General features: G+C 71.3%; 20 protein-coding genes and 3 pseudogenes. 13 read left to right on the forward strand and 10 right to left on the reverse strand.

Annotated elements, in window-relative coordinates; all coding sequences use genetic code 11:
- The first annotated feature begins 37 nt into the window (after positions 1–37).
- From ACFWWR_RS16185 to ACFWWR_RS16195, 3 genes are all read left to right on the forward strand, one after another.
- Complete coding sequence (locus ACFWWR_RS16185) at positions 38–1246, forward strand: ROK family protein (protein ID WP_383875793.1); 1209 nt, start codon at positions 38–40, stop codon at positions 1244–1246.
- A gap of 246 nt (positions 1247–1492) precedes the next feature.
- Positions 1493–2770 carry a GAF domain-containing protein gene (locus ACFWWR_RS16190; RefSeq protein WP_383875794.1) on the forward strand — a complete coding sequence of 426 codons (1278 nt, stop codon included), beginning with the start codon at positions 1493–1495 and terminating at the stop codon, positions 2768–2770.
- A 150-nt stretch (positions 2771–2920) separates the two neighbouring features.
- A complete protein-coding gene (locus tag ACFWWR_RS16195) occupies positions 2921–4444 on the forward strand; it encodes an aldehyde dehydrogenase family protein (RefSeq protein WP_383875796.1) in 1524 nt (507 codons plus the stop codon).
- Between the two features lie 630 nt (positions 4445–5074).
- On the opposite strand, the gene ACFWWR_RS16200 is transcribed toward ACFWWR_RS16195, so the two are convergent.
- The 3 genes from ACFWWR_RS16200 to ACFWWR_RS16210 all read right to left on the reverse strand — a co-directional run bounded on the left by ACFWWR_RS16200 (position 5075) and on the right by ACFWWR_RS16210 (position 6257).
- A complete protein-coding gene (locus ACFWWR_RS16200; protein WP_384303745.1) occupies positions 5075–5452 on the reverse strand; it encodes a hypothetical protein in 378 nt (125 codons plus the stop codon).
- Between the two features lie 80 nt (positions 5453–5532).
- Positions 5533–5835, reverse strand: a complete 303-nt coding sequence (locus ACFWWR_RS16205) for a hypothetical protein (protein ID WP_384303748.1) — start codon at positions 5833–5835, stop codon at positions 5533–5535.
- On the reverse strand, positions 5832–6257 hold the full coding sequence (locus ACFWWR_RS16210) for a hypothetical protein (RefSeq protein WP_383875799.1): 426 nt from the start codon (positions 6255–6257) through the stop codon (positions 5832–5834). Before ACFWWR_RS16210 ends, ACFWWR_RS16205 begins: the two co-directional genes overlap by 4 nt.
- 113 nt (positions 6258–6370) lie before the next feature.
- Between ACFWWR_RS16210 and ACFWWR_RS16215 the strand changes: the two genes are divergently transcribed.
- Together ACFWWR_RS16215 and ACFWWR_RS16220 are read left to right on the forward strand one after the other, a co-directional pair.
- A complete protein-coding gene (locus tag ACFWWR_RS16215) occupies positions 6371–7168 on the forward strand; it encodes a hypothetical protein (RefSeq protein ID WP_384303751.1) in 798 nt (265 codons plus the stop codon).
- Positions 7169–8103, forward strand: a pseudogene (locus ACFWWR_RS16220) (hypothetical protein); the annotation flags it as partial.
- On the opposite strand, the gene ACFWWR_RS16225 reads toward ACFWWR_RS16220, so the two are convergent.
- The 4 genes from ACFWWR_RS16225 to ACFWWR_RS16240 form a co-directional block, all read right to left on the reverse strand.
- Positions 8096–8971 (reverse strand): DUF3592 domain-containing protein, encoded by an 876-nt coding sequence (locus tag ACFWWR_RS16225; protein ID WP_384303754.1) that lies wholly within the window; start codon positions 8969–8971, stop codon positions 8096–8098. The pseudogene ACFWWR_RS16220 and the gene ACFWWR_RS16225 overlap by 8 nt on opposite strands.
- A gap of 358 nt (positions 8972–9329) precedes the next feature.
- Complete coding sequence (locus ACFWWR_RS16230) at positions 9330–9875, reverse strand: NAD(P)H-dependent oxidoreductase (protein ID WP_383875803.1); 546 nt, start codon at positions 9873–9875, stop codon at positions 9330–9332.
- Positions 9876–9963: 88 nt separating this feature from the next.
- Complete coding sequence (locus tag ACFWWR_RS16235) at positions 9964–10944, reverse strand: aldo/keto reductase (RefSeq protein ID WP_384303757.1); 981 nt, start codon at positions 10942–10944, stop codon at positions 9964–9966.
- A gap of 91 nt (positions 10945–11035) precedes the next feature.
- The gene (locus ACFWWR_RS16240) at positions 11036–11881 is read right to left on the reverse strand and encodes an SDR family oxidoreductase (protein WP_384303760.1); all 846 of its coding nucleotides are present in this window, start codon (positions 11879–11881) and stop codon (positions 11036–11038) included.
- 249 nt (positions 11882–12130) lie between these two features.
- On the opposite strand from ACFWWR_RS16240, the gene ACFWWR_RS16245 reads away from it, so the two are divergent.
- From ACFWWR_RS16245 to ACFWWR_RS16255, 3 genes and pseudogenes are all read left to right on the forward strand, one after another.
- Complete coding sequence (locus ACFWWR_RS16245; protein ID WP_384303763.1) at positions 12131–13090, forward strand: helix-turn-helix domain-containing protein; 960 nt, start codon at positions 12131–12133, stop codon at positions 13088–13090.
- A gap of 313 nt (positions 13091–13403) precedes the next feature.
- Positions 13404–13559: pseudogene (locus ACFWWR_RS16250) on the forward strand (transcriptional regulator); the annotation flags it as partial.
- Positions 13560–13635: 76 nt separating this feature from the next.
- On the forward strand, positions 13636–14508 hold the full coding sequence (locus ACFWWR_RS16255; protein ID WP_384303766.1) for a helix-turn-helix transcriptional regulator: 873 nt from the start codon (positions 13636–13638) through the stop codon (positions 14506–14508).
- A 224-nt stretch (positions 14509–14732) separates the two neighbouring features.
- Here ACFWWR_RS16255 and ACFWWR_RS16260 read toward each other — a convergent pair whose 3' ends face one another.
- The 3 genes from ACFWWR_RS16260 to ACFWWR_RS16270 all read right to left on the reverse strand — a co-directional run bounded on the left by ACFWWR_RS16260 (position 14733) and on the right by ACFWWR_RS16270 (position 18428).
- Positions 14733–15482 (reverse strand): SDR family oxidoreductase, encoded by a 750-nt coding sequence (locus ACFWWR_RS16260; RefSeq protein ID WP_384303895.1) that lies wholly within the window; start codon positions 15480–15482, stop codon positions 14733–14735.
- A 322-nt stretch (positions 15483–15804) separates the two neighbouring features.
- Positions 15805–16719, reverse strand: coding sequence for an expansin EXLX1 family cellulose-binding protein (locus ACFWWR_RS16265; RefSeq protein WP_384303769.1), 915 nt, complete (start codon positions 16717–16719; stop codon positions 15805–15807).
- 161 nt (positions 16720–16880) lie between these two features.
- Entirely contained in the window at positions 16881–18428 is a 1548-nt protein-coding gene (locus ACFWWR_RS16270) for an alpha/beta hydrolase (protein WP_384303772.1), read from the reverse strand.
- Between the two features lie 136 nt (positions 18429–18564).
- Between ACFWWR_RS16270 and ACFWWR_RS16275 the strand changes: the two genes are divergently transcribed.
- The 5 genes and pseudogenes from ACFWWR_RS16275 to ACFWWR_RS16295 all read left to right on the forward strand — a co-directional run bounded on the left by ACFWWR_RS16275 (position 18565) and on the right by ACFWWR_RS16295 (position 21547).
- Positions 18565–19752 carry a histidine kinase gene (locus tag ACFWWR_RS16275; RefSeq protein ID WP_384303775.1) on the forward strand — a complete coding sequence of 396 codons (1188 nt, stop codon included), beginning with the start codon at positions 18565–18567 and terminating at the stop codon, positions 19750–19752.
- Complete coding sequence (locus ACFWWR_RS16280; RefSeq protein ID WP_383875820.1) at positions 19740–20393, forward strand: response regulator; 654 nt, start codon at positions 19740–19742, stop codon at positions 20391–20393. Before ACFWWR_RS16275 ends, ACFWWR_RS16280 begins: the two co-directional genes overlap by 13 nt.
- A gap of 58 nt (positions 20394–20451) precedes the next feature.
- Positions 20452–20760, forward strand: a complete 309-nt coding sequence (locus tag ACFWWR_RS16285) for a hypothetical protein (protein WP_384303778.1) — start codon at positions 20452–20454, stop codon at positions 20758–20760.
- A 95-nt stretch (positions 20761–20855) separates the two neighbouring features.
- A pseudogene (locus ACFWWR_RS16290) lies at positions 20856–21179 on the forward strand (cytochrome P450); the annotation flags it as partial.
- Positions 21180–21301: 122 nt separating this feature from the next.
- On the forward strand, positions 21302–21547 hold the full coding sequence (locus ACFWWR_RS16295; RefSeq protein WP_384303781.1) for a hypothetical protein: 246 nt from the start codon (positions 21302–21304) through the stop codon (positions 21545–21547).
- The last annotated feature ends 152 nt before the right edge of the window (positions 21548–21699 follow it).

A 21699-nucleotide genomic window follows, 5' to 3' on the forward strand; every position in this document is an offset into this window, starting at 1 on the left:
TGACCGTCGAAGACACCGACCAAGGACGGACGGAGGCATGACCGCACCGCCGCACGAGGCCCACCCGGCCGGTCCCGGCCGTGCCCTGCCCGACACCCAGCAGGGCATGCGCCGCCGCAACCTCGCCCGGGTGATGCACACCGTCCGTGCCGAGGGGCCCCTGTCCCGTGCCGGCGTCGCCTCGCGCATCCGCCTGACCCGCGCCGCGGTGTCGACCCTCGTCGACGAGCTCATACGCTCCGGACTGCTGGAGGAACTGGGCCCCGAGCGGCCCGGCCGGGTGGGCCGACCGGGATCGGCGCTCGCCGTCAGCGGACGCGGGCCCGCCGGGATCGGGGCCGAGATCGGCGTCGACCACCTCGCGGTCTGCGCGGTCGACCTGCGCGGGGAGGTGCGGTCCAGGGCCGTGCGGTACGGCGCGAACCGGGGCCGCGCCCCCGGTCCGGTGGTCGAGGAGCTCGCCGGGCTGGTCCGCGCGGTGGTCGGCGAGGCGGAGCGCGAGGGTCTGTGGCCCGCGGGGCTAGCCGTGGCCGTGCCCGGGCTGGTGGCGCGCGACGCCCGCACCGTCGTACGCGCCCCGAACCTCGACTGGCACGACACGGACCTCGGCGCCCTGCTGCCGTCCGAGTTCCCGCTGGCCGTGGGCAATGAGGCCAACTTCGGCGCGCTGGCCGAACTCTGGCTCGGCGACGGCACTCCGCACGACTTCCTGCACGTGTCGGCGGAGATCGGTATCGGCGCGGCGGTCGTGGTGGACGGGCGGCTGTTGCACGGAACGCGCGGTTTCGCGGGCGAGCTCGGGCATGTGCCGGTCCGGCCGGACGGCCCGGACTGTCCGTGCGGCGGACGAGGGTGTCTGGAGCAGTACGCCGGCGAGGAGGCGGTCCTGCGGGCGGCCGGTCTGGAGCCGGGCGAGGATCGCGTCGGGCTGCTCGCGGGGCGCGCGGCGGACGGTGACGAGAACGTACGGCGTGCGCTGCGGGACGCGGGAGAGGCACTCGGTATCGCGCTGACCGGGGCGGTCAACCTGCTGGACCCGGTGAGTGTCGTGCTCGGCGGTGCGCTGGCCGGCCTCGCGCCGTGGCTGCTGCCGTCCCTGCGGGAGGAGCTGGCCCGGCGCACGGCGGGACCGGCGTGTCCGGTGTCCGTGTCGCGGCTGGGTTCCGAGGGACCGTTGCTGGGGGCCGCGCACTCGGTGGTGCGGGGCGTCCTCGACGACCCGGCGGCCGTGGCCGAACGGGCCTGATTCCGGGCCGACTTCAGGCGGCGGGTGAGCGAGTTCTCCCCAGTCGCGGCCTCGTCCACCGAGGCATGGTGTGCGCTTGCACCGGTCCGGGCCCGACCCGGACTGGACGCGCCGCATACGGCTGGTCGACTTCGCCTGCTGGGAGCGGCGGGGCTGCCTTTCGGGGAAGCACGGTCGAAACGGTTGTCCGGGCGCGCACCCGGAGTGACGATGTCCCCGAGCGCATCGCCCTTCAGGGAGGCCGAGTTGTCCGATCCCTGGGTGGCCCTCGAGCCGGGGGCCGACCCCGCCGAGCGCGTGCGGATGCTGCGTCGCGCGCATGAGACGTTCACCGAGGCCGGCACGGTGCCGCGGCCGGTGCGACCGGTGGTGGCCGACTCGTGGCGGCGTTCCGCGCGGGCCGGCGTCGGGCCCGAGGGCACCGCGAGCGTGGAATTGATGGACGGTGACCTCGGTGCCTACCGTGCGGACCATCCGCTGGCGCGGGTGATGCCGCTGTTCCGTGAGTTGCTGGGCACGTTCGCCTCCGACGGCGAGCACCTGCTCGCGGTGTGCGACGCGCACGGCAGGCTGCTGTGGGTGGAGGGTCATCCGGCCACTCGCGCACAGGCGGGGCGGATGAACTTCGTGCCGGGTGCGCGGTGGGCGGAGACGGCGGTCGGCACGAACGCGCCGGGTACGGCGGTCGCCCTCGACCGGCCGGTGCAGGTGTTCGCGGCCGAGCACTTCATCCGTCGGGTGCAGCCCTGGACGTGCGCGGCGGCACCGGTGCACGATCCGCGTTCCGGGCGGGTGCTCGGTGCGGTGGACATCACGGGCGGGGACGGGCTCGCGCATCCGCACAGCCTGGGGTTCGTGCAGGCCGTCGCGCGGGCCGCCGAGTCCCACCTGGCGCTGCTCGCACCCGAGGGGCCCGCCACCGGCACGGCCGAGCTGACCGCGCTGGGCCGCGACGAGGCGCTGTTGCTCACCGCCGGCCGCCGGATCAGGCTCAGCCGTCGGCACAGCGAGATCGTGGTGCTGCTGGCCCGCCGTCCGGAGGGTCTGACCGGCGACGAGCTGCTGTGCGCGCTGTACGAGGACGAGTCGGTGACACCGGTGACGCTGCGCGCCGAGCTGGCGCGGCTGCGCCGGGTGCTCGGCCCCGGTCTGCTCGCGTCACGCCCGTACCGGCTCACCGTGCCGGTCGAGTCCGATGTCGCGGCCGTGGAGCGGCGGTTGGAGACCGGCGCCGTCGCGGCGGCGGCGACCGCGTACGCGGGTCCGCTGCTGCCGGGCTCCCGGGCCCCGTCGGTGGTCAGGCTCAGGCGCCGCCTCGCCGACGGACTGCGTACGGCGCTGGTCGCCCGCCGCGATCCCGACCTGCTGACGGACTGGGCGCACGCGCCCTGGGGCGAGGACGACGTCGACGTATGGCGGGCACTCGCCGCGGTACGACCGACGGCGACGATCCGGGCCCGCCTCATCGGGCTGGAGTCGGAGCTGGCGGCGCCCACGGGATGGGCACGTTCGTCCGGGCGTTGACCGAGGGTGCTTCGGCTGCCGGTGCCGGGGCCGGCCGTGCCCCGCGTACCCGGCCCCTGGTTCACGCAACGTACCTGCAACCTCCCGCTTCCTAGCCTCGCGCCGAGAGCTGCCCAACGGCGGGCAGCGCTTCTGAAGGAGGCCGGCAGCATGACCCGTTACGCGGCGCCCGGGACCGAGGGCGCGATCGTCTCCTACCAGGCGCGCTACGACCACTTCATCGGGGGCGAGTACGTGCCGCCGGCCCGCGGACAGTACTTCGAGAACCCGTCGCCGGTGAACGGGCAGCCGTTCACGGAGGTCGCCCGCGGCACGGCGGAGGACGTGGAACGGGCCTTGGACGCGGCGCACGCGGCGGCGCCCGGCTGGGGTCGCACCTCGGTGACCGAGCGTTCCGGCATCCTGCTGAAGATCGCCGACCGAATGGAAGCCCACCTCGAACCCCTGGCCGTCGCCGAGAGCTGGGAGAACGGCAAGCCGGTGCGGGAGACGCTGGCGGCCGACATCCCGCTCGCCATCGACCACTTCCGCTACTTCGCGGGCGCGATCCGGGCCCAGGAGGGTTCGCTGGGCGAGCTCGACGACGACACCGTGGCGTACCACTTCCATGAGCCGCTCGGCGTCGTCGCGCAGATCATCCCGTGGAACTTCCCCATCCTGATGGCGACGTGGAAGCTGGCGCCCGCCCTCGCGGCGGGCAACGCGGTCGTCATCAAACCCGCCGAGCAGACCCCGGCCTCCCTCCACTACTGGATGAGCCTGATCGCCGACCTTCTTCCGCCGGGCGTGGTGAACATCGTCAACGGCTTCGGCGCCGAGGCGGGCAAGCCGCTCGCGTCCAGTCCGCGGGTCGCGAAGGTGGCGTTCACGGGCGAGACCACGACGGGGCGGCTGATCATGCAGTACGCCTCGGAGAACATCAAACCGGTCACCCTGGAGCTCGGCGGCAAGTCGCCCAACATCTTCTTCGACGACGTCTGGGCGAAGGACGACGACTTCCGCGACAAGGCGCTCGAAGGCTTCACGATGTTCGCCCTCAACCAGGGCGAGGTGTGCACCTGCCCGTCAAGGGCCCTCGTCCAGCGCGGCCACTACGCCGAGTTCCTGGAGGCGGCCGTCGCCCGCACCGAGCTGATCAAGCCGGGCCATCCCCTCGACACGGACACGATGATCGGCGCCCAGGCGTCCAACGACCAGCTGGAGAAGATCCTTTCCTATCTGGACATCGGCCGGCAGGAGGGTGCGAGGGTCCTCACGGGTGGGGAACGCGTCGAGTACGACGGCGAGTTGAAGGGCGGTTACTACGTCCAGCCGACGATCTTCGAGGGCGACAACCGCATGCGGATCTTCCAGGAGGAGATCTTCGGACCGGTGGCCTCGGTGACGTCCTTCGACGACTTCGACGACGCGGTGAAAATCGCCAACGACACGCTGTACGGCCTCGGTGCGGGCGTATGGACACGGGACATCAACACGGCGTACCGCGCCGGCCGGGCGATCCAGGCGGGTCGTGTCTGGACGAACTGCTATCACGCGTACCCGGCGCATGCCGCGTTCGGCGGCTACAAGCAGTCCGGGATCGGACGCGAGACGCACAAGATGATGCTGGATCACTACCAGCAGACGAAGAACGTTCTTGTTTCATACAGTCCGAAGAAACTTGGGTTCTTCTAGAGCCTGAAGTCGGTTGCCTGGAGGCATCGTTGCGCTCCAGGCAACCCGACACGATAGCCACCCGATGTGGAAGTGATAAGCCCTGGCGTTGCCGCCATGAAGCGTGTGGGAGAGAAGTGACACCGCGGCTGGGCAACATTGCTGCGGGCAGGCAGGGCGGCTGCCTCTACTGCTCCGGCACGGCGCCGATTCCTCCAGAGGAGGCGGTGGCGTTGATGCGCTCGGCAGGCCTGGAACCGCTGGAGCCGTATCCCGGGGCGACACCCCCTTGGCTCTGCCGGCACGTGCCGTGCGGTCGGGAGGTCAAGCCGCGCTACTCGTACATCAGGCGCGGAGGGGGAGCCCGGATACAGAACGCGTCTCCCGGGGACGCCCTCACCTTCACTGTCCCGGGCCAGCCCACCCAGCACGTCACCGTCGCGCACCCCGACAACACCGACCCGTTCATCTGCACCGACCTGGCCGCCGTGCCCGGGCAGGGCCCCGACATGAAGGCATGCGTGACACCTGGCTCAGGCCACGGGGCCACGTGCTACACAGCGCCCCAGCCGTGACGGGGCTTGGAGGAGATCGGCCATCCGGTAGGCCTCCCACAGGAGTTGGGACACCTTGTGGTGTCCGTCGGCTTGGTCACAGCACGACACGGAACAGGTTCCCGGACGGGTCGACCACGGCGTCGAGGCGGAGCCCCACACGCAGGGCGGGATGCTGCGAGCGCTTCCAGGTGGCCTCGAACGTCCGGAAGCCCAGCCCGCTGACCCGCAGGACGACCACGGCACCGCCGTCGTCCCCGGTGTCCCATTCGGTCAGCTCGGTGATCTCCGCGGTCGCCGGAACCCCGAAGGCGTCGAGCCGCCGGTTGTGCCTCCGTTCGGCGGCGACGGTGAGCCCCACCGCGAAGCCCAGGGGAACGAGGACCACCGTGCATACCATGCCGGTGATCACCAGGCCCTGACCGGCGAAGACGCCGAGGACCATCAGGAACGGTCCCAACAGCCCAAGTGTCATGAGAAAGAGGTATATCCAGGCGGCCGCCCAGGGACCGACCTTCGACACCTGTGTCGGCGTGGGGCCGTTCTCCCCGTCGGTCACCTCAGAGTCGCGGTCTCTCGGCCACGCCCCGCGCCGGCTGCGCCGCGAAGGCGCGCAGGCGCGCAGGCGCGCAGGGCGTCGAGGCGCTCCGGGTCGTAGGGCAAGGAGTGGCGGGGCACTCCCGGCTGCCCGATGACGGTCTCCAACCTGGGCTTGCGGCCGGTGCCGAACTCCAGCCGGGGTTCCTGCCGGATGTGCAGGCGGTGCGCGTCGCCAAAGCCGAACAACTCCAGCACCCGGCCGTCGAAGGTGAGCAGGGTGGTGTCGTTCGCCAACACCTCGTACGGCGGTGTCGTCACGGCCTCGCTCCGTCTCCCGCGTAGAGGTAACCGCCGGGGTTGGCGGGGTCCGCGATCAGTAGTACCTGATCACCGGCGCGGGGGATGCGCAGTTTCGAAACGATGGTCTGGAGCGTGAACGGGTCGGCGGTGACCCCGGCCAGCTGGAGGACCAGGTCGACGACCGGGTCGAAGTTGACCAGCTTGCCGGTGTCGGTGATCGACACGACGACGGCGGGGATCGTCGGTACGCCCATGGCGAGCAACTGCCGCACAGTGGCACCGGAGTTGTACGCGCCGATCGACTGCTGGAGCTTGGCGTAGTCCTCGCCGCCGAGCGTCGCGCGCGTCATACGGCCGTAGAAACCCTTGCCGCCGGCCACCTGCTCCGCGATCTTGGCTGCCTTCTCCTCGCGGCTCTTGCCCTTGCCGAAGATTCCCATGCTGTGCCTGCCCTTCCGGTCCGTTCTGCCTGGTGGTGTGGACGTTAGGAGGCGGGCAGCGCCTACCGATCCCAGGTTCGACCGCCAGTTCCCCCAGGACGTACGCTCTGCCCATGCCGTCCCCGAGCCAGCCGTCGACCGGCGAGCGCCGTCCGCGCGCCATGGTCATCGACGGGGCTTGGCGCGGCCTCGGGCCGGGTCCCCAGGCGCTGAGCGGGCCCGGTGGCGCGCCGCTGACCCGGACGGTCAAGCTGATCGTGCTGCCACTGATCGTCCGGCCCGCGCTGCGTCCTGAGTTCGCCGCCGACTTCCTCGACGCGCGGGAGGCGGAGCAACTCGACGCGCTGATACGGGAGTCCGGTGCGGTTCTGGAAGGGACGGCACGGTGGTTCACGCTGCTGAAGAAGACCCGCCGGGCACTGGGGATCGTGGCGGGCAACCCCCAGGACCTGTATTTCCAGCGGTGCTTGCGGCGGGGGCTGACTCGCCGGCCTTCGACGCCATGGTCCGGGCACGTCGCGCCCGTGCAGCCGTACCCAAAGGCGCCGCATGTAAGCGGCCCATGGGGTGCGCAGGTCCTGGGCGAGGGCGTTCAGCACACCGCCGTCCGGGTCGGGGCGGGGGAAGACGGTCATCCTGCGGGCTCGGAGGACCGAAGCCTCCCGCTGCCAGCGGCTGTTGACGATGCGGTGTGCCGCCGTCGATCCCGCCACGGAGGTCCCGGCACCCAGCGGATCGAGGCCCACCGCGAGTCGGCCGCCGAGCACGACGGTGACGCGCAGGCTCTCGTCGTACAGGCCGAGCGGGGCGCAGCTGCGGTCGACCTCCCACCGGACGAGCTCCGGCACGGTCGGCAGTTGCTCGCGGTGGGTCGGCGCCTGGAGCACGGTGAAGAGCCGTTCGAAGAGTAACTGACCGACGAGGCAATGCAGTTGGTCTTCCGCCTGGCCCTCCGCAGCAACGACCAGGGGCTGATCTTCGAGCTGGTGGAACACCGGTGCGCGGGCGCCTCCCTGGCGCTGAGTCGTACGTCCACCGCTGACAAGGCGGCGGCGGTCTTCCCGGACGCCGCCATGAAGACGTACGCCCCCTATGACGACGCTCCCCTGACGCTGGGCGGCATCGCGGCCGAGGCCGCCGCCTCCGTCGGCCTGCGGGTCGCACCGCCACCGAAGATCGTGATGTCGGCGGAGACGGGCGGCCGTACCGCGCCCCCGTCGCCACCCCCGCCGAGGCCTTCCGCCGCACCGACCTCGACCGCGACTGGCTGGGCGAGGCGCTGCGCAAGGGTGCCAGTCGCCTGATGTACGTCGGTCACGTCAGCGGCGCCCCCGTCGAGGGCGGGCAGAGCGAGGACGTCACCCTCCACCTGTGCTGCGGCCCGGAGACCACGGGGATGACCGAACCGGTGCGCACCCACCGCCCGTTGTCCGCCAAGGACCTTCTCCTGGGCACGCTCCCGCTGCACGCGGACGGCGTGCCGGGTGCTCAACTCTGGCCCGCACCGCCGCGCGTCGCGCTGATCGCCTGCGAGAGCGGGGGCGATCTCCGCTTCGCCGAGTCCTTCGGCCTGGCGACGGAGATGATCCACAACGGCGCCCAACTGGTCACCGCCACCCGCTGGGTGCTCCCCACCAGCTTCGCCTTCCACCGCCTGGCCGGTCTGCCGGAGTCCGTACGGCCACTCACGGAGGCGGTGGTCGCCGTGGACGCGGCCCACGAGGACCACGACCCGGTCCGCCATCTCGGTGCCTGGCAGCGACAGCAGCTCGACCAGTGGCGCGGTGACGGCCGGATCGAGCACTCACCCCTCCTCTGGGCGGCCCTGACCTGCATCGTCAGGTGAAGGGCCAGGAGTGGTGGAGGCAGTAACCGCCCATCCCGATCGCGGCGATCCCGGTGACCAGCAGGGTGGCGATGAACCTGATGTTCGACGTGCGCTCATGGCGTTCGTGGTCGGGGTCGGCGGTGAGGAGGGACGGGTCGGCGGGCGCGTAACGGAGGGGGATGTCACGGCCGAGGGACTTGGCGATGTCCCGGATGCCCTGCGCGCACAGCGCGGTGACCTCGACGCCCTCGTGGGTGGTGAAGGCGACGACGGAGGCGTGGCTGACGCTCTCGCCGCCTTCGGCGTCGGAGTGGACGTCCCTGGTGACGGCGACCACGCGGCCCTGGACGGTGACGCCCTCGGCCAGTTGAGCGGCGCGGGCGCGGGCGTACTCGCCGTCCCGGCTCAGCGCGACGACGAGGAGCAGCAGGCCACCGACGCAGATCAGCCCCCACTGCCAGCCCCACGCGAAGAACGACTGGACGACCAGTCCCAACACCAGCAGGATCACCATGCAGTTCGACCCGCCGACCCCGGAGGTCCGCCCCTCGCTGTCCAGCAAGAGAGAGAACCGCTCCGGCCGCCGCCGCGGAAACCGAACCGGGAACTCCTGCCCCACCCAGGCCACTTGCACCCGGCCGCCACGCTTGTTCTCGTGCCGCAGCCTGAACTCCCGCCCGGTGCCGGGGTCCTGGTACACGATCGTCACCGGTATCCCGTGCTTCCCCGACCCACCGTGTCCCGGCGGATCCACCTCCACGACCCGAGCCGTCACCCACACCGCCTGCTGCGGCCGGGTCAGCCCGGCAAGCGAACACGCATAACCCACCAACGCCAGCCCCGCGGGCACCGTCCACCACAGCCCGAGCATCTTCTGCAGGTCCATGCGGCGAGGCTGTCGCTGCCGGGACTCCTACCGATCCCAGGTTCGGGTCGGGCCGGCCATCCCTTTCGATCCGGCCGGCCGACGCGAGGCAACAGATCATCACAGCACCGACCGCTCTGGGCCCGGGGCATGCGAACCGGCGCATCAATCGCGAAACTCCACGTCTTCCCGACCTGGGATCGGTAGGTGTGCCGTCGGCCCCCTGCCGTCCGCATTGTCAGACAGGGCCGAGGGTGAGGGGGACCCGCGGCCAGGACAACCGTCCACGCGTCCCACCGTCAGCGCAGGGGTCACCCGGCGGGGGAGCCGATGTAGGGATGCTCACGGCTCCTCCCGGGCGGTGGTCGTGAGGGCGCGGTCAGGCGGCGGCGTAGGAGGCGAGCAGTTCGTTGTACTGCTTGGCGGAGGTGGCCAGGTCCTCGTCGGAGAGGCCGAAGGCGGTGCCGTGCACCTTGACCATCGGCTGCTGGATGTCGAACTGGCACAGCCGCAGGGTCGCGTGCCAGTTGCTGAGGAGGGTCTCGATGGTGGCCTGGTTCGAGCCTTCGGGGGTGTAGTGCTCGGCGGGGACACCGGTGGTGACGGCGACGACGGCCTTCTTGCCGGCCAGCCGCGAGGCGGAGCCGTCCATGGTGAAGGCCCAGCCAAGGGTGAAGACCTTGTCCTGCCACTGCTTGAACAACGGGGTCGTGTTGTACCAGAACACCGGGTGCTGGAAGACGATCACATCGTGCTCGGCCAGCAGCGCCTGCTCCGCGGCGACGTCGATCCGGAAGTCGGGGTAGGTGGCGTAGAGGTCGTGCACGGTGACATGGGGCAGATCGCGGACGGCGTCCACGAGTGCCGCGTTGGCCTTCGACTGGGACAGGTCGGGGTGGCCTACGACAAGGAGAACCTTGGACATGGAGAGGAACCTTTTCAGCGATCAGTGAAGTGGGTGAGTGGACGCAGGTTGGTCGGGTGTGACGGGTGAGGAATCGCCGGGTGTCAGGTCAGCTGTCGATGCTGGCCATGTTGGCCTCGTCGTGGCGTTCGCCGGCGGCGGGTGTGAGGTTGTTGAGGCGGTCGAGCTGGGCGGCGCTGAGTTCGATGCTGTCGGCGGCGGTGTTCTCTTCGACGCGGGTGACGCGGCGGGTTCCGGGGATGGGGGCGATGTCGTCGCCGCGGGTGAGCAGCCAGGCCAGGGCGGTCTGTGCGGGGGTGGCTCCGATCTCGGCGCCGATGGCCCGCACCTCGTCGACGATGCGGAGGTTGCGCTGGAAGTTCTCGCCGGTGAAGCGCGGGTTGGTCTTGCGCCAGTCGTCGTCGGCGAAGTCGTCGACGGTGCGGATCTGCCCGGTCAGCAGGCCGTGGCCGAGCGGGGAGTAGGGCACGAAGCCGATGCCCAACTCGCGCAGCAGCGGAAGGATTTCGGCCTCCACGTCGCGGGTCCACAGCGAGTATTCGGTCTGCAGCGCGGCCACCGGATGCACTGCGTGTGCCCGGCGGATCGTGTCCGTGCCGGCTTCGGAGAGCCCGATGTGGCGGACCTTGCCCTCGGTGACCAGCTCGGCCAGCGCGCCGATGGTCTCCTCGATGGGCGTGTTCGGGTCGACGCGGTGCTGGTAGTAGAGGTCGATGTGGTCGGTGCCGAGCCGCAGGAGGGAGCCTTCGACGGCGGTCTTCACGTTGCCGGGGCTGCTGTCGATGACGCCGGGGCCGTCGCCGGCGTGGGAGACAAGTCCGAACTTCGTCGCGATGACGACGTCGTCGCGCCGGCCCTTGACGGCCTTGCCGACGAGTTCCTCGCTGTGGAAGGGGCCGTAGATCTCGGCGGTGTCGATGTGGGTGACCCCGAGGTCGAGCGCCCGGTGGATGGTGCGGATCGACTCGGCGTCGTCGAGTCCCCCGCCGGTGGTGTAGACGCCGGCCATGGTCATGGCTCCCAGGCCGATGCGGGAGACATCGAGCCCGCCCAGGGATACGTGCTTCATCAGGTACTCCGTGTAGTAGCGGCCGTCAGGCGCGGTTTGTCTGCCGGGTAGCGGGTCAACTGCCGTGGTGCACCCGGCTGTGTCGCGTTGCTCAGGCGGGGACGTCGTCGTACGTCAGGCTGCCGCCCAGTTCGCGGGAGGCCTCGGCCTGGGCCAGCAGTTCCTGGGCCTTGGCCTCGGCAACCTCGATGGCGTCCGCGCCGGCGACGAAGCGCTGCAGCGGCTCCTCCTGGCCTGCGACGGCCAGCAAGGCGCGGGCGAGCTTGGCGGGGTCTCCGGGCTGCTTGCCGTTCATGCTCTTCATGCCCTCGACCCTCGGGGCGGTGCGCGGGGCGTAGTCGTCGATGGACAGCTCGGGCCAGGTGGTGGAGCCGTCCACGAGGAGTTCGGTGCGGAAGTAGCCGGGCTCCACGACGGTGGTGTGGATGTTGTACGGCTCGACGTCGTAGCGCAGGGACTCCATCCAGCCCTCCACCGCGAACTTGGAGGCGGCATAGGCGGAGGTGAACTCCATGCCGACCAGGCCGGCGGCTGAGGAGATCGTGATGACGTGGCCCGCGCGCTGCGCTCGCATGATCGGCAGGACGGCGCGGGTGACGTTCATCGGGCCGAAGAGGTTGGTCTCGAACTGCCGGCGCATCTGCGCGGGCGAGATCTCCTCGAAGTAGCCGGTGAACAGGTTACCTGCGTTGTTGATCAGGACGTCGATGCGGCCGAAGCGGTCGACGGCGGCCTGCGCGGCGGCCTCGGCGTCCTCGATGCTGGTCACGTCCAGGGTAGTGACCAGCAGGTTGTCCTGTGGTCCGCCCAAGGTCTTCTCGACCTCGTCGGGGCGGCGGCCCGTCGCGACGACCTGGTGGCCGGCGGCGAGGGCCTCGCGGGCGATGTCCGTGCCCAGACCGCGGCCGGCACCGGTGACGAGAATGACCTTGCTCATGGGGCTTTCCTTTCAGGAGCCGTGATCCGGCACCCGGTGTGTGCGGTGATGATGCGTGCGGCGCCGGGGGTGCCGCGGAGGTGGCTGGCGGCGGGCGGCTGGAGCGCCGCCGTATCCGGGCCGGTCACACCGTCGTGGGGCGGTGCATCACCAACAGAACCGGTTGTCGCGGCAGTGTGGGAGTCCCTGCTGAGGGGGTCACTGACAGGGACCCCCAACCCGGCGGGAAGCGCTCGTACAGTGGAACGCATGGCAGGCAGAAACGACCCACATGGCATCAACCGCGACATCCGTGACGACTTCCGCGCGGAGATCCGCGAATTCCTGGGCACGCGACGGGCCAGGGTCACCCCCGAGCAGGCCGGACTGCCCGCCTACGGCGGAGAACGCCGACGGGTCACCGGGCTGCGCCGCGAGGAGGTCGCCCTCCTCGCCGGCATCTCCAGCGAGTACTACACCCGCCTGGAGCGCGGCAACGCCACCGGCGTCTCCGAGAGCGTCATCGAAAGCATCGCGCAAGCACTCCAGCTCGACGAAGCCGAACGCATCCACCTGCTCGACCTCCTGCGCGGCGCCGGCACCACCCGCCCACCACGCCGCCGGCCCGCCCAGCAGCGCGTACGGCCCGCGGTGCAACGCGTCCTGGACTCCATGACCGGCACACCCGCCTTCGTCCTCAGCGGACGCGGCGACATCCTGGCCGCCAACCCCCTGGGGCGTGCCCTGTTCTCCCCGGTCTACGCCGACCCCGCGCGACCACCCAACAACGCCCGGTTCATCTTCCTCAGCCCCCACGCACCCCAGTTCTTCCGTGACTGGGACCAGGTCGCGAACGACACCGTCGCCATGCTGCGCGCCGAGGCCGGCCGCGATCTCTACGACCGGCGCCTGACCGACCTGATCGGCGAACTGTCCACCCGCAGCGACGACTTCCGCCACCGCTGGGCCGCCCACAACGTCCGGATCCACACCACCGGCGTCAAACGCCTGCACCACCCACTCGTCGGCGACCTCGACCTGCCCTTCGAAACCTTCCCCCTCGGCACCGACCCCAGCCAGTTCCTCCTCACCTACACCCCCGACCCCGCCTCACCCTCACAGGACGCCCTGAACCTGCTGGCCAGCTGGGCCGCCACCAACGACGACATCGAGCGACCCGCACCGGCCGACGACCCCGCACCGGCCGACTCCACAGAGCCCCCCGACTGAACGACGCAGCACGGCGACTCTGCGGGAGGACCCGGCGCCCCAACTCCCCTGTCGTCACGGTGCAGTTGACCGCACAGGCCCGCGTCCGGCCGGCGAACAGCGCAAGGTCACCTTCCGCGTGCGCGCCGACCGCCTCGCCTGCACAGGGCCCGACCGCACCACATCGTCGAACCCGGTGACAGCACCGTCATACTCGGCGCATCCCGCACCGACATCCGCCTCACGGGCACCCTCAACCTGACCGGCCCGATCCGCCGGACCGGGCACGACCAGGTCCTGCAGGCACCTGTGCGCGTCGGCTGACGGCCGCAGGTGCGACAGCCTGTGCAGCGAGGACGGTCGCCGGCGCCTGCTCTGGTTCAGCGCCCCACCGGGCACCGAAGGCGCCGCCCAGCTGCGACTTCTCTCCGTCATCGGCACCCAGGACATGACCGCCGGCGCGAACGAACTCGGCCGGCCACAGGCCTGAGTCCGACGAGCGTAGGAGTATCGCGGCCACCCTCGCGCGGCCGCATGGGACGGGGTGCGGGGCTACTGTCGACGGCATGGACAGCGACAACCTGCTGGGACAGTTCCTGCGAGCCCGACGCGGTCTTGTGCAGCCCGAGGAGCAGGGCGTGCCCGTGACCGGCCACCGCCGTGTGGCGGGTCTGCGCCGGGAGGAAGTGGCGGCGCTGGCCGGGCTGAGCACCGACTACTACATACGCCTGGAGCAGGGCCGCGAGCGGAACCCCTCGGTACAGGTGGTCGACGCGCTGGCCCGGGCACTGTTGCTGGACGACGACGCGACGGCCCATCTGCACCAACTGGCCCGGCCCGTCCCGGGACGTGTCCGCAAGAACGTCCGGCGTCAGCGGGTGAGTCCCGTTCTGCTGCAGATGATGAACACCTGGACCGGGACGCCTGCCGTGATTCTGGGGCGCTGTATGGACGTGCTCGCGCACAACCCGCTCGGCGGTGCCCTGTTCGCCGGCCACACCTTCAGCGGGGACCTGATGCGGCTCGTCTTCCTCGACCCCGACGCCCGGGACTTCTACCCGGACTGGGACCGGGTCGCCGCCAACACGGTGGGCGGTCTGCGCGAGGCAGCGGGAACCGATTACGACGATCCGCAAATGATCGAGCTGGTGGGTGAGTTGTCGCTCAAGAGCGCAGCGTTCCGCACGTTGTGGTCGCGTCATGACATCCGCCAGAAGAGGCATGAGACCAAACGCTTCCGGCACCCGGTCGTCGGGGAACTCACCCTGCACTACGAGTCCTTGACCATCAACAGCGCGCCCGGTCAACAACTCGTCGTCTACCAGGCCGAGTCCGGTAGCCCCTCCGCCCACGCGCTGTCACTGCTCGGCAGCCTCACCGCGACCGAGACGGCACAAGCCTCGGATCCTTTGCAGCAGGACCTCGCCACCGGCGACTGAATCTCTCCGGGCCGTTCCCTCCCCGGAGACCGCACGCGCTCGACACCCGCGAGCCCACTTCACCGCGGGGCGCGATGTCACGCCCAGCGCCGATCACCCCGAGGACCGCACCACCGTCCGAGAGGAACGCCCCCCGACCCCGCACCGGAGGCCATGCGACCGGGCGGCCGGGCGGCCGGGCGGCCGGGCGGCCGGGCGGCCGGGCGGCCGGGCGGCCGAGAACGCTACGGGCGCTGCCGCACCGGCCGGATGACCAACTCGTTGACGTCGACATCGGCGGGCTGGCTGATCGCATAGGAGATAGCTCGCGCAATGGCATCGGGCGGGATGGCAGCCGAGCGGTAAGCCTTCATCGCCGCCGCGGCGCCGGGTTCGGTGATGGTTCCGGCCAGTTCGGACTCAACGACGCCCGGCGAGACGGTGGTGACCCGGATGAAGGGGTCAGCCTCCTGCCGCAGGCCTTCGGTGATCGCCCAGGCCGCGTACTTGGTGGCGCAGTACACGGCTGCCGTGGGAACCACGGAGTAGGCACCGATAGACGCGATGGTGATGATGTGCCCACTGCTCCGGCGCTGGAAATGCGGCATGGCCGCAGCGATGCCGTACAGCAGCCCCTTGACGTTGACATCCACCATCCGGTCCCACTCGTCCACCAGCAGTGAGTCGAGCCGCGACAGCGGCATGACACCGGCGTTGTTGACCATCACATCGATGTGCCCCCGAGCGGTGACGGTCTCGTCGACGAACCTGGCCATGTCGGCCCGGTCGGTGACATCGAGACGTCGTACGTCGATGCTGCCGCCGTCAGCGCGGACGCTCTTGGCCAGGCTGGTCAGCCGATCCTCCCGACGCCCGCCGGCGACGACGTGGTGCCCTTCCGCAGCAAGCCGCCTGGCGATGCCTTCGCCGATTCCACTCGTGGCACCCGTGACGAGTACGACCTTCCGGCTGTCCTGCTCCGTGATCTCCGTGATCTCCGTGATCTCCGAGGTTGTCCGGGTCACCGCGTCCTCCTTGCTCAGTCGGGGCAGAAGCCCCGCCAACGGATCGTTCACCTGCGAACTTGCCGTGCTTTGGACAGCGGGAGAAGGCCGGGATCCTCCTAGGAGTGCCGCACACACCCCGACGGGCCGCCGCGCAGTGGAGCAGGGCCGAGCCCGGGGGCAGGCGCCCGCGTCGCGCACTCGGAGGGCTGGACGCACTGCGTGCGGCGCCTCACCGTTTACGGGCGGAGGGCGGCGACCCGGGCTGCCCCGACGACACGAGGTGACAAGGGAGCACGACCGGGCGGCTGGGTCAGTGCGCGGCGAACTGGACCCTGGTGGGCTGTACGACGTTCGGACGGATCGCGAGCCCGTCGACTGTGAGTCGTTCTCCGAAGATGTCGGTGACCCTGATCGCGCCGCCGCACCCGGTGCCGTCTTCGGAGATGAAGTAGTTGTAGTCGGTACGGGACAGCTGACGCCAGCCGCCGCCGGCGCGGACCTCGAGACGGGCCACCGGATTCCGGTGGCCTATGGCCTGGACGCCACACCAGTAGCGGCTGGACCCGGTCTTGTATCGGATCGACATCGTGCCGGAGCTGCCGGGACTCACCAGCTTCCACGTGATCGCGATCCGGCCGAGCGTCGGGTCGGCGAGTGCGGCGAAGGCCTCCGCACTGAGGTCGATCTGCCCCGGTGCACACTCCCCCGGGCATTCGTTGGTGATGCGGACCGTGATGGAGGTCCCGTTGGCGGCGCGTACGGACACGTACGCGCCGCAGGCCTTGGCCGACTCGTAGTCGGTGGAGTTCATCGCCCCGGTCATGACGTCGTCGCTCGGGTCGTACAGGCAGGCGCCTCCGCCGTCCGAGTCGTAGAAGGTGGCGACTCCCTCGTAGGTGACGTCGGGCCGTATGCGTCCCGCCAACGGTGCGCCGGCGGACGCCGCTTGCGGGGCGTCCGGGGGCGACGGCTTCGCGGACGCGGTGGTCGCGGCGGCGGACGGCGTCCGTGAAGTGGCCTTGGCCGAGGGCTTGGCCGACGCGGTGGTCGCGGCGGCGGAGGGACGCGGAGACCCTGTCGCGGTCGGGAGATCCGCCGAGGTGCCGGCAACGGGCGTGGGCGCGGCGTGCCGGGTGTCCTCGCCGTCGTCGGGGAGGAGCACCACTACCAAGGAGGCGACTATGAGCGCCGCGGCAGCCGAGAGGAACAGCCAGCGCCTGTACACCGGACCTCCTTGACGGCCGCCACCCCGGAATGGTGAATGACGGGCGCAGCGATCGTGCCAGACCCGGGAGACGGCGACAAGCCCGGTTCCGGGGCGCAGTTGGGGGCCGGGGACGGTCCGCGCGCCGCGCGATCGGGACGGCGGGCCGCTCGCGGCTTCGTTCACGGCTTGAGGCAAGTCAGGCCCTTGGTGGGGAGCGTTCCGGACTCCAGGTAGGCGTTGACCTTCCGGTCGACGCAGTCGTTGCCGTACTCGCCGTAGATGCCGTGGGCGATGGCTCCGCGCAGGGTGAGCAGGCGGGAGCCGGTCATCTGTCGGTGCAGGGCTTTGGCGCCCCGGTAGGTGGTGGCGGTGTCGCCGGTGGCGGAGACGATCAGTGCCGCGGCCCGGTTGGCGATCCTGGTCGGTTGCTCGCGTGGTGGTGCGGGCCAGAAGGCGCACGGGGCGATGTTGTTGGTGATCGGCCCGAAGAGGGGGTGGCTGGTCCGGCTTTGCTGGATGTCGTTCCAGTAGACCTCGGGGTCACCTGGGGCGGCGCCGTCACCGCACATGATCGCGGCCGCCGGGCTCACCAGGGGCGAGGTCGCGGCGTCCAGGGTGAACCGCAAAGCCCCCTCGAGTTCGGGGTTCGGGGCGACGGTGGCCCCGCTCGCCGCCTCGTCCAGCACGCGCACGGTGGACGCGAACCCGGCACGCGCCCGGTCGTGGTCGCTGCCGACGCCGCCGTAGACCAGATACGGGATCAATTGCTCGTCGACGGTGTAGGAGCCGACGCGCAGCGGACGCGTCGAGGACACCCGGACGATCCGCTCCACGGTGGCGAGCACGGCGCGCTGGGTACGGCCCAGGCCGTAGTCGTGGTGCCGTGCCGCGGTCCACGAGGCCCAGGCCCGCAGGGCCCGTTCCGAGGAGGGTTCCGTGCCGATCAGCGGCCTGGGGCCCCACCGGCGTGGATCACCGGCGCTGTCGAGGACCATCCGGTCGGTCCGGCCGGGGAACATCTGCGCGTGGACGGCACCGAGATAGGCGCCGTAGGAATAGCCGAGGTAGGAGATCCGGCGCTCCCCCAGCACGCTGCGGACGATGTCCATGTCCCGGGCGGTGTTACGGGTGTTGACGTGCGGCAGTACGTCGCCGTGCCGACGCTCGCATCGTTCGGCGAGGTCCTTCTGCAAGGCGATCTGCCGGTCGAATCCCGCCCGGTCGGATCCGGCCGAGCGTATCCACAGGCCGACGGGCCACCCGCAGTCCAGTGGGGTGCTGCGGCCCACGAAGCGCGGGTCCATCCCGATCAGGTCGTAGCGTGCGCCGACCTTGCCCAGGTGCGCGCGGGTCTCCAAAGGCATGCCGAGGGTCGGCTCGCCGGGGCCGCCGTGATTGAGCACCATGGTGCCGATCCGATGGGCCTGATCGGTCGCCGGCAGCCGCGATATGGCGATCTTGATCGTCCGGCCCTTCGGGCGGGTGTAGTCCAGTGGCACGGTGATCCGGGCGCATCGGGCCCCGGCCCGGTCCAGGTCGGTGCCCAGTTCGTCGTCCCGTCCCTGCCGGCAGTCCGCCCAGCCGACCTGTTGCCGGTGGAAACCGGCGAGCTCCGAGGCCGGGGCGTCCGTGGCGAGCGCGGCGGTGCCCGAGGCCGCCAGGGCCAGCGCGGCGCCGGGTGCACCCAACCGTCGCGCCAGGGTGCCGAGTCGTGTCTTCTTCGTCATGACCGCGACGCTAGGTCCGCCTCGGCGCCCGGAGAATGCAGCTGACCGCCGACCGAAGGTACAGGCAGCTGTACTCCCCTCACCGGTGCTGTGCCCCGATACTGAGTACTCGGCCGGCGGGCGGAAGGGGGCGGGCGTGCCGAGACGATGGGCACAGCCGTTGCACGGCACGGCCTACCTGTTCGGTTGTCTGCTGACCTCCCTCGCCACCGTCGTCGCCTTGCCGCTGCTCCTGCTGCCGGCTCCGGCGCGCGCCTGGGGGGACTGGCACCGGCGGCGCGCCGGGCGGCTGCTCGGCGTCGCGGTTCCGGCCCGGCCGGCGGCCCCGCCCGGGGGACCCCGCGTCTGGTGGCGTCGGATGCGCACCGATCCGGGCGCGCGCCGAGGTCTGCTGTGGCCGGTGGCGCACGTGATCACGGGGCTGCCGTTCGGCCTGGCCGTCCTGTTGTGCGTGGGCAACCTTTTCACGGCTGTGGTGGCCATGACGCTGTGGTGGGTGTTTCCCGCCGGTGCGGGGCCGCATCTGATCGGCGACGTGCCGGTGACCGGCTGGCCGCTCGCGCTGACCGCGGCACCGTTGCAGGCCGGCTTTCTCGCCACGACGGCCTGGTGGGGCGGCCCGCTGCTGGCGCGTGCGCACGCCCGGGTCTGCCTGGCGCTGCTGTTGCCCTCGGCCACCGAAAGGCTCGCGCGGCGGGTGGAGGTACTGACCCGGACGCGGGCAGGGGCCCTGGACGCCCACGCCGCCGAGCTGCGGAGGATCGAGCGTGATCTGCACGACGGCGTCCAGGCCCGGCTGGTGGCGGTCGCGGTGCGGCTCGGGGTGACCCGCGAGTCGCTCACCGACGCTCCCGAGAGCGTGACCAGGCTGCTCAGAGAGGCGCACGAGGGAATCGAGGAGGCCATGACGGAGCTGCGGACCGTGGTCCGCACCACGTATCCGCCGATTTTGGCCGACCGCGGCCTGGGCGGAGCGCTGGCGGCGCTGGCCGCCGACTCCGTCGTGCCGACCCGGCTCCACGTCGGGACGCTGGACGCGGTCCCGGCCGCGGCGGAGTCCGTGGCCTACTTCGTGGTCGCCGAGGCGCTCACCAACACGGCCAAGCACGGCCGCGCCACCCACGCCGAGGTACACGTCCGACGTACGGGCGCCTGGCTGTCGATCGAGGTCGGCGACGACGGGATCGGCGGCGCGGACGAGACGCTGGGCACCGGCATCGCCGGGATCCGTCGCCGTGTGCTGGCCCTCGACGGCACCGTCCGGATCACCAGCCCGCAGGGCGGCCCGACCAGGATCGCCGTGGAGGTGCCGTGCGGGTCGTGATCGCCGAGGACAACGTGCTGCTGTCCAGCGGTCTGGAGCTGCTCCTGGCCGCCAAGGGTTTCGAGGTCGCCGCGGTCGCCCGCGACGGCCCCGCCTTCCTGGCCGCCGTCGCCGAGCACCGGCCCGACGTGACGATCGTCGACGTACGGCTGCCGCCCTCGTTCAAGGACGAGGGGATCCACGCCGCCCTGCGGGTACGCCGGGTGCACGAGGGCCTGCCGGTGCTGGTGCTGTCGCAGTACGTCGAGCGGGAGTACGCCCGGGAGTTGCTCTCCGACGGCCAAGGGGGCATCGGCTACCTGCTGAAAGACAGGGTGAGCCGGGTCGCGGAGTTCACCGACGGGCTGCGCCGCGTCGCCGCCGGCGGCACCGCGATGGATCCCGAGGTCATCTCCCAACTCCTGCTCCGCCATGACAACGACCCCCTGTCCCACCTGACCCCGCGTGAACACCAGGTGCTCGCCCTCATGGCCGAAGGGCACGACAACACCGCCATCGCCGACCGACTGGCCGTCACGGACAACGCCGTCCACAAGCACATCGGACGCATCTTCGCGAAGCTCGGCCTGGCCGCCGCCGGCAGCGGTCACCGCCGGGTCCAGGCGGTACTCGCCTACCTCGAGCACCGCCACCACCCCTGATCGGCCTGAGCGCGGGCTGCCGATTCACGGATCGGGCCGCAGGGTACCCGCGCACGCCATGGGACGCGTCAAGCAGTACGCCGTGGCCGCCTCCGGACAGTGGACCGACGAGGAGGAGGGCCGACGCCGGTTGCCCGCGGGTGAGGTCCACGCCTGGGAGCCGGGCATGAACCAGACCGTCTGCCGTCTCTCCCTCAGCCGCTCGCGGCTGATCCGCTTCCCGCACGTCGTCTGGCTGGACACCTTCCCGGAATCCGGCGGAGCCGCGCACCGGGTACGGCGCCAGTGCCCGCGCTGCGCCTCCGTCGCCGGACGCCGAGGCGGTGACGCACGCCCACGGTGGCAGCGCACCGATCCCCGGCCGTGAGTGCGGCACCGCCGTGACCGGCGGCGATCCGGTCCCGTTTCCGGTCGAGGCCGACGGGCACTCGGCGAGCCATTGATCAAAGTCGTCGCCCCCCGATCGCCGACAGCTCACTCGCCCTCCTCGCCAAGGGGTACGCCTGGCTGCCCGATCGCCGGCGCCGTGCCGCCGGTCCCGTCGTGCGGACCCGGCTGATGGGCCGGCACGCCGTGGCCCTGCACGGGCCTGAAGCGGTGCGGTTCTTCTACGACGAGCGGCATGTGGAGCGCCGGACGGCGCTTCCCGGTCCGGTGCTGAGCACACTGTTCGGCCACGGAGCCGTGCACACCCTGGACGGGCGGGCCCACCGCGTGCGCAAGGAGATGTTCCTGTCCCTGCTCACCGGTCCGGAAGCGGTCGCCGACCTGGTCGAGGACGTCACCGAGCGGCCGCCCCGGCGCGACGAGGCGGTTCGTGTACCGGCACCCGCTCACCTGGCCGTGGGGGCGGCGGGCTGAACCAGGAGCTGGACCCGGGGGCTGAACCAGGAGGAGGGAACCATCGGATGATCACCGGCGGGCATGTCCGCGAGCTACTGAACCGTGAGGACGACGCCGTGCTGGTGCTGCTCCGCGGCCGGCCCGAGGTGGTTCCGGCGCCGGACCTGGACTCGGAGCGCTGTCGCGGCGCGATGCGGGTGGTGGCCGGCCGGGATCTCGGGGAACGCCTGCGCGCCGACCCGTCGGCGGCCGACGACCCCGATGCGCTGGCGGCCGCCCTCGATGCGACCGTGAGGGAGCAGGGCGGCTGAGGACGACGCTCACGGAGCGGTTGGGCGCGGGGCGACGGGGAACCCAGCGCGCCCCGGGGGGGGGCCGCCCGCGGGGGACCCGCCGACGGCCGGTGGGCGGGCGCACCGATTGGTGGGGCCGCCCCCCCGCCCGGGGGGGGGGCGGGCCCCCC

Source organism: Streptomyces sp. NPDC058678, from assembly GCF_042714835.1.
Lineage (GTDB): Bacteria > Actinomycetota > Actinomycetes > Streptomycetales > Streptomycetaceae > Streptomyces.

Excerpts from the sequence above, each read along its gene's own strand:
- ACFWWR_RS16185 (WP_383875793.1), top strand. The coding sequence starts at position 38 with ATGACCGCACCGCCGCACGAGGCCCACCCGGCCGGTCCCGGCCGTGCC.
- ACFWWR_RS16195 (WP_383875796.1), top strand. The coding sequence starts at position 2,921 with ATGACCCGTTACGCGGCGCCCGGGACCGAGGGCGCGATCGTCTCCTAC.
- ACFWWR_RS16200 (WP_384303745.1), bottom strand. The coding sequence starts at position 5,452 with ATGACACTTGGGCTGTTGGGACCGTTCCTGATGGTCCTCGGCGTCTTC.
- ACFWWR_RS16210 (WP_383875799.1), bottom strand. The coding sequence starts at position 6,257 with ATGGGAATCTTCGGCAAGGGCAAGAGCCGCGAGGAGAAGGCAGCCAAG.
- ACFWWR_RS16215 (WP_384303751.1), top strand. The coding sequence starts at position 6,371 with ATGCCGTCCCCGAGCCAGCCGTCGACCGGCGAGCGCCGTCCGCGCGCC.
- ACFWWR_RS16225 (WP_384303754.1), bottom strand. The coding sequence starts at position 8,971 with ATGGACCTGCAGAAGATGCTCGGGCTGTGGTGGACGGTGCCCGCGGGG.
- ACFWWR_RS16230 (WP_383875803.1), bottom strand. The coding sequence starts at position 9,875 with ATGTCCAAGGTTCTCCTTGTCGTAGGCCACCCCGACCTGTCCCAGTCG.
- ACFWWR_RS16235 (WP_384303757.1), bottom strand. The coding sequence starts at position 10,944 with ATGAAGCACGTATCCCTGGGCGGGCTCGATGTCTCCCGCATCGGCCTG.
- ACFWWR_RS16240 (WP_384303760.1), bottom strand. The coding sequence starts at position 11,881 with ATGAGCAAGGTCATTCTCGTCACCGGTGCCGGCCGCGGTCTGGGCACG.
- ACFWWR_RS16245 (WP_384303763.1), top strand. The coding sequence starts at position 12,131 with ATGGCAGGCAGAAACGACCCACATGGCATCAACCGCGACATCCGTGAC.
- ACFWWR_RS16255 (WP_384303766.1), top strand. The coding sequence starts at position 13,636 with ATGGACAGCGACAACCTGCTGGGACAGTTCCTGCGAGCCCGACGCGGT.
- ACFWWR_RS16270 (WP_384303772.1), bottom strand. The coding sequence starts at position 18,428 with ATGACGAAGAAGACACGACTCGGCACCCTGGCGCGACGGTTGGGTGCA.
- ACFWWR_RS16285 (WP_384303778.1), top strand. The coding sequence starts at position 20,452 with ATGGGACGCGTCAAGCAGTACGCCGTGGCCGCCTCCGGACAGTGGACC.
- ACFWWR_RS16295 (WP_384303781.1), top strand. The coding sequence starts at position 21,302 with ATGATCACCGGCGGGCATGTCCGCGAGCTACTGAACCGTGAGGACGAC.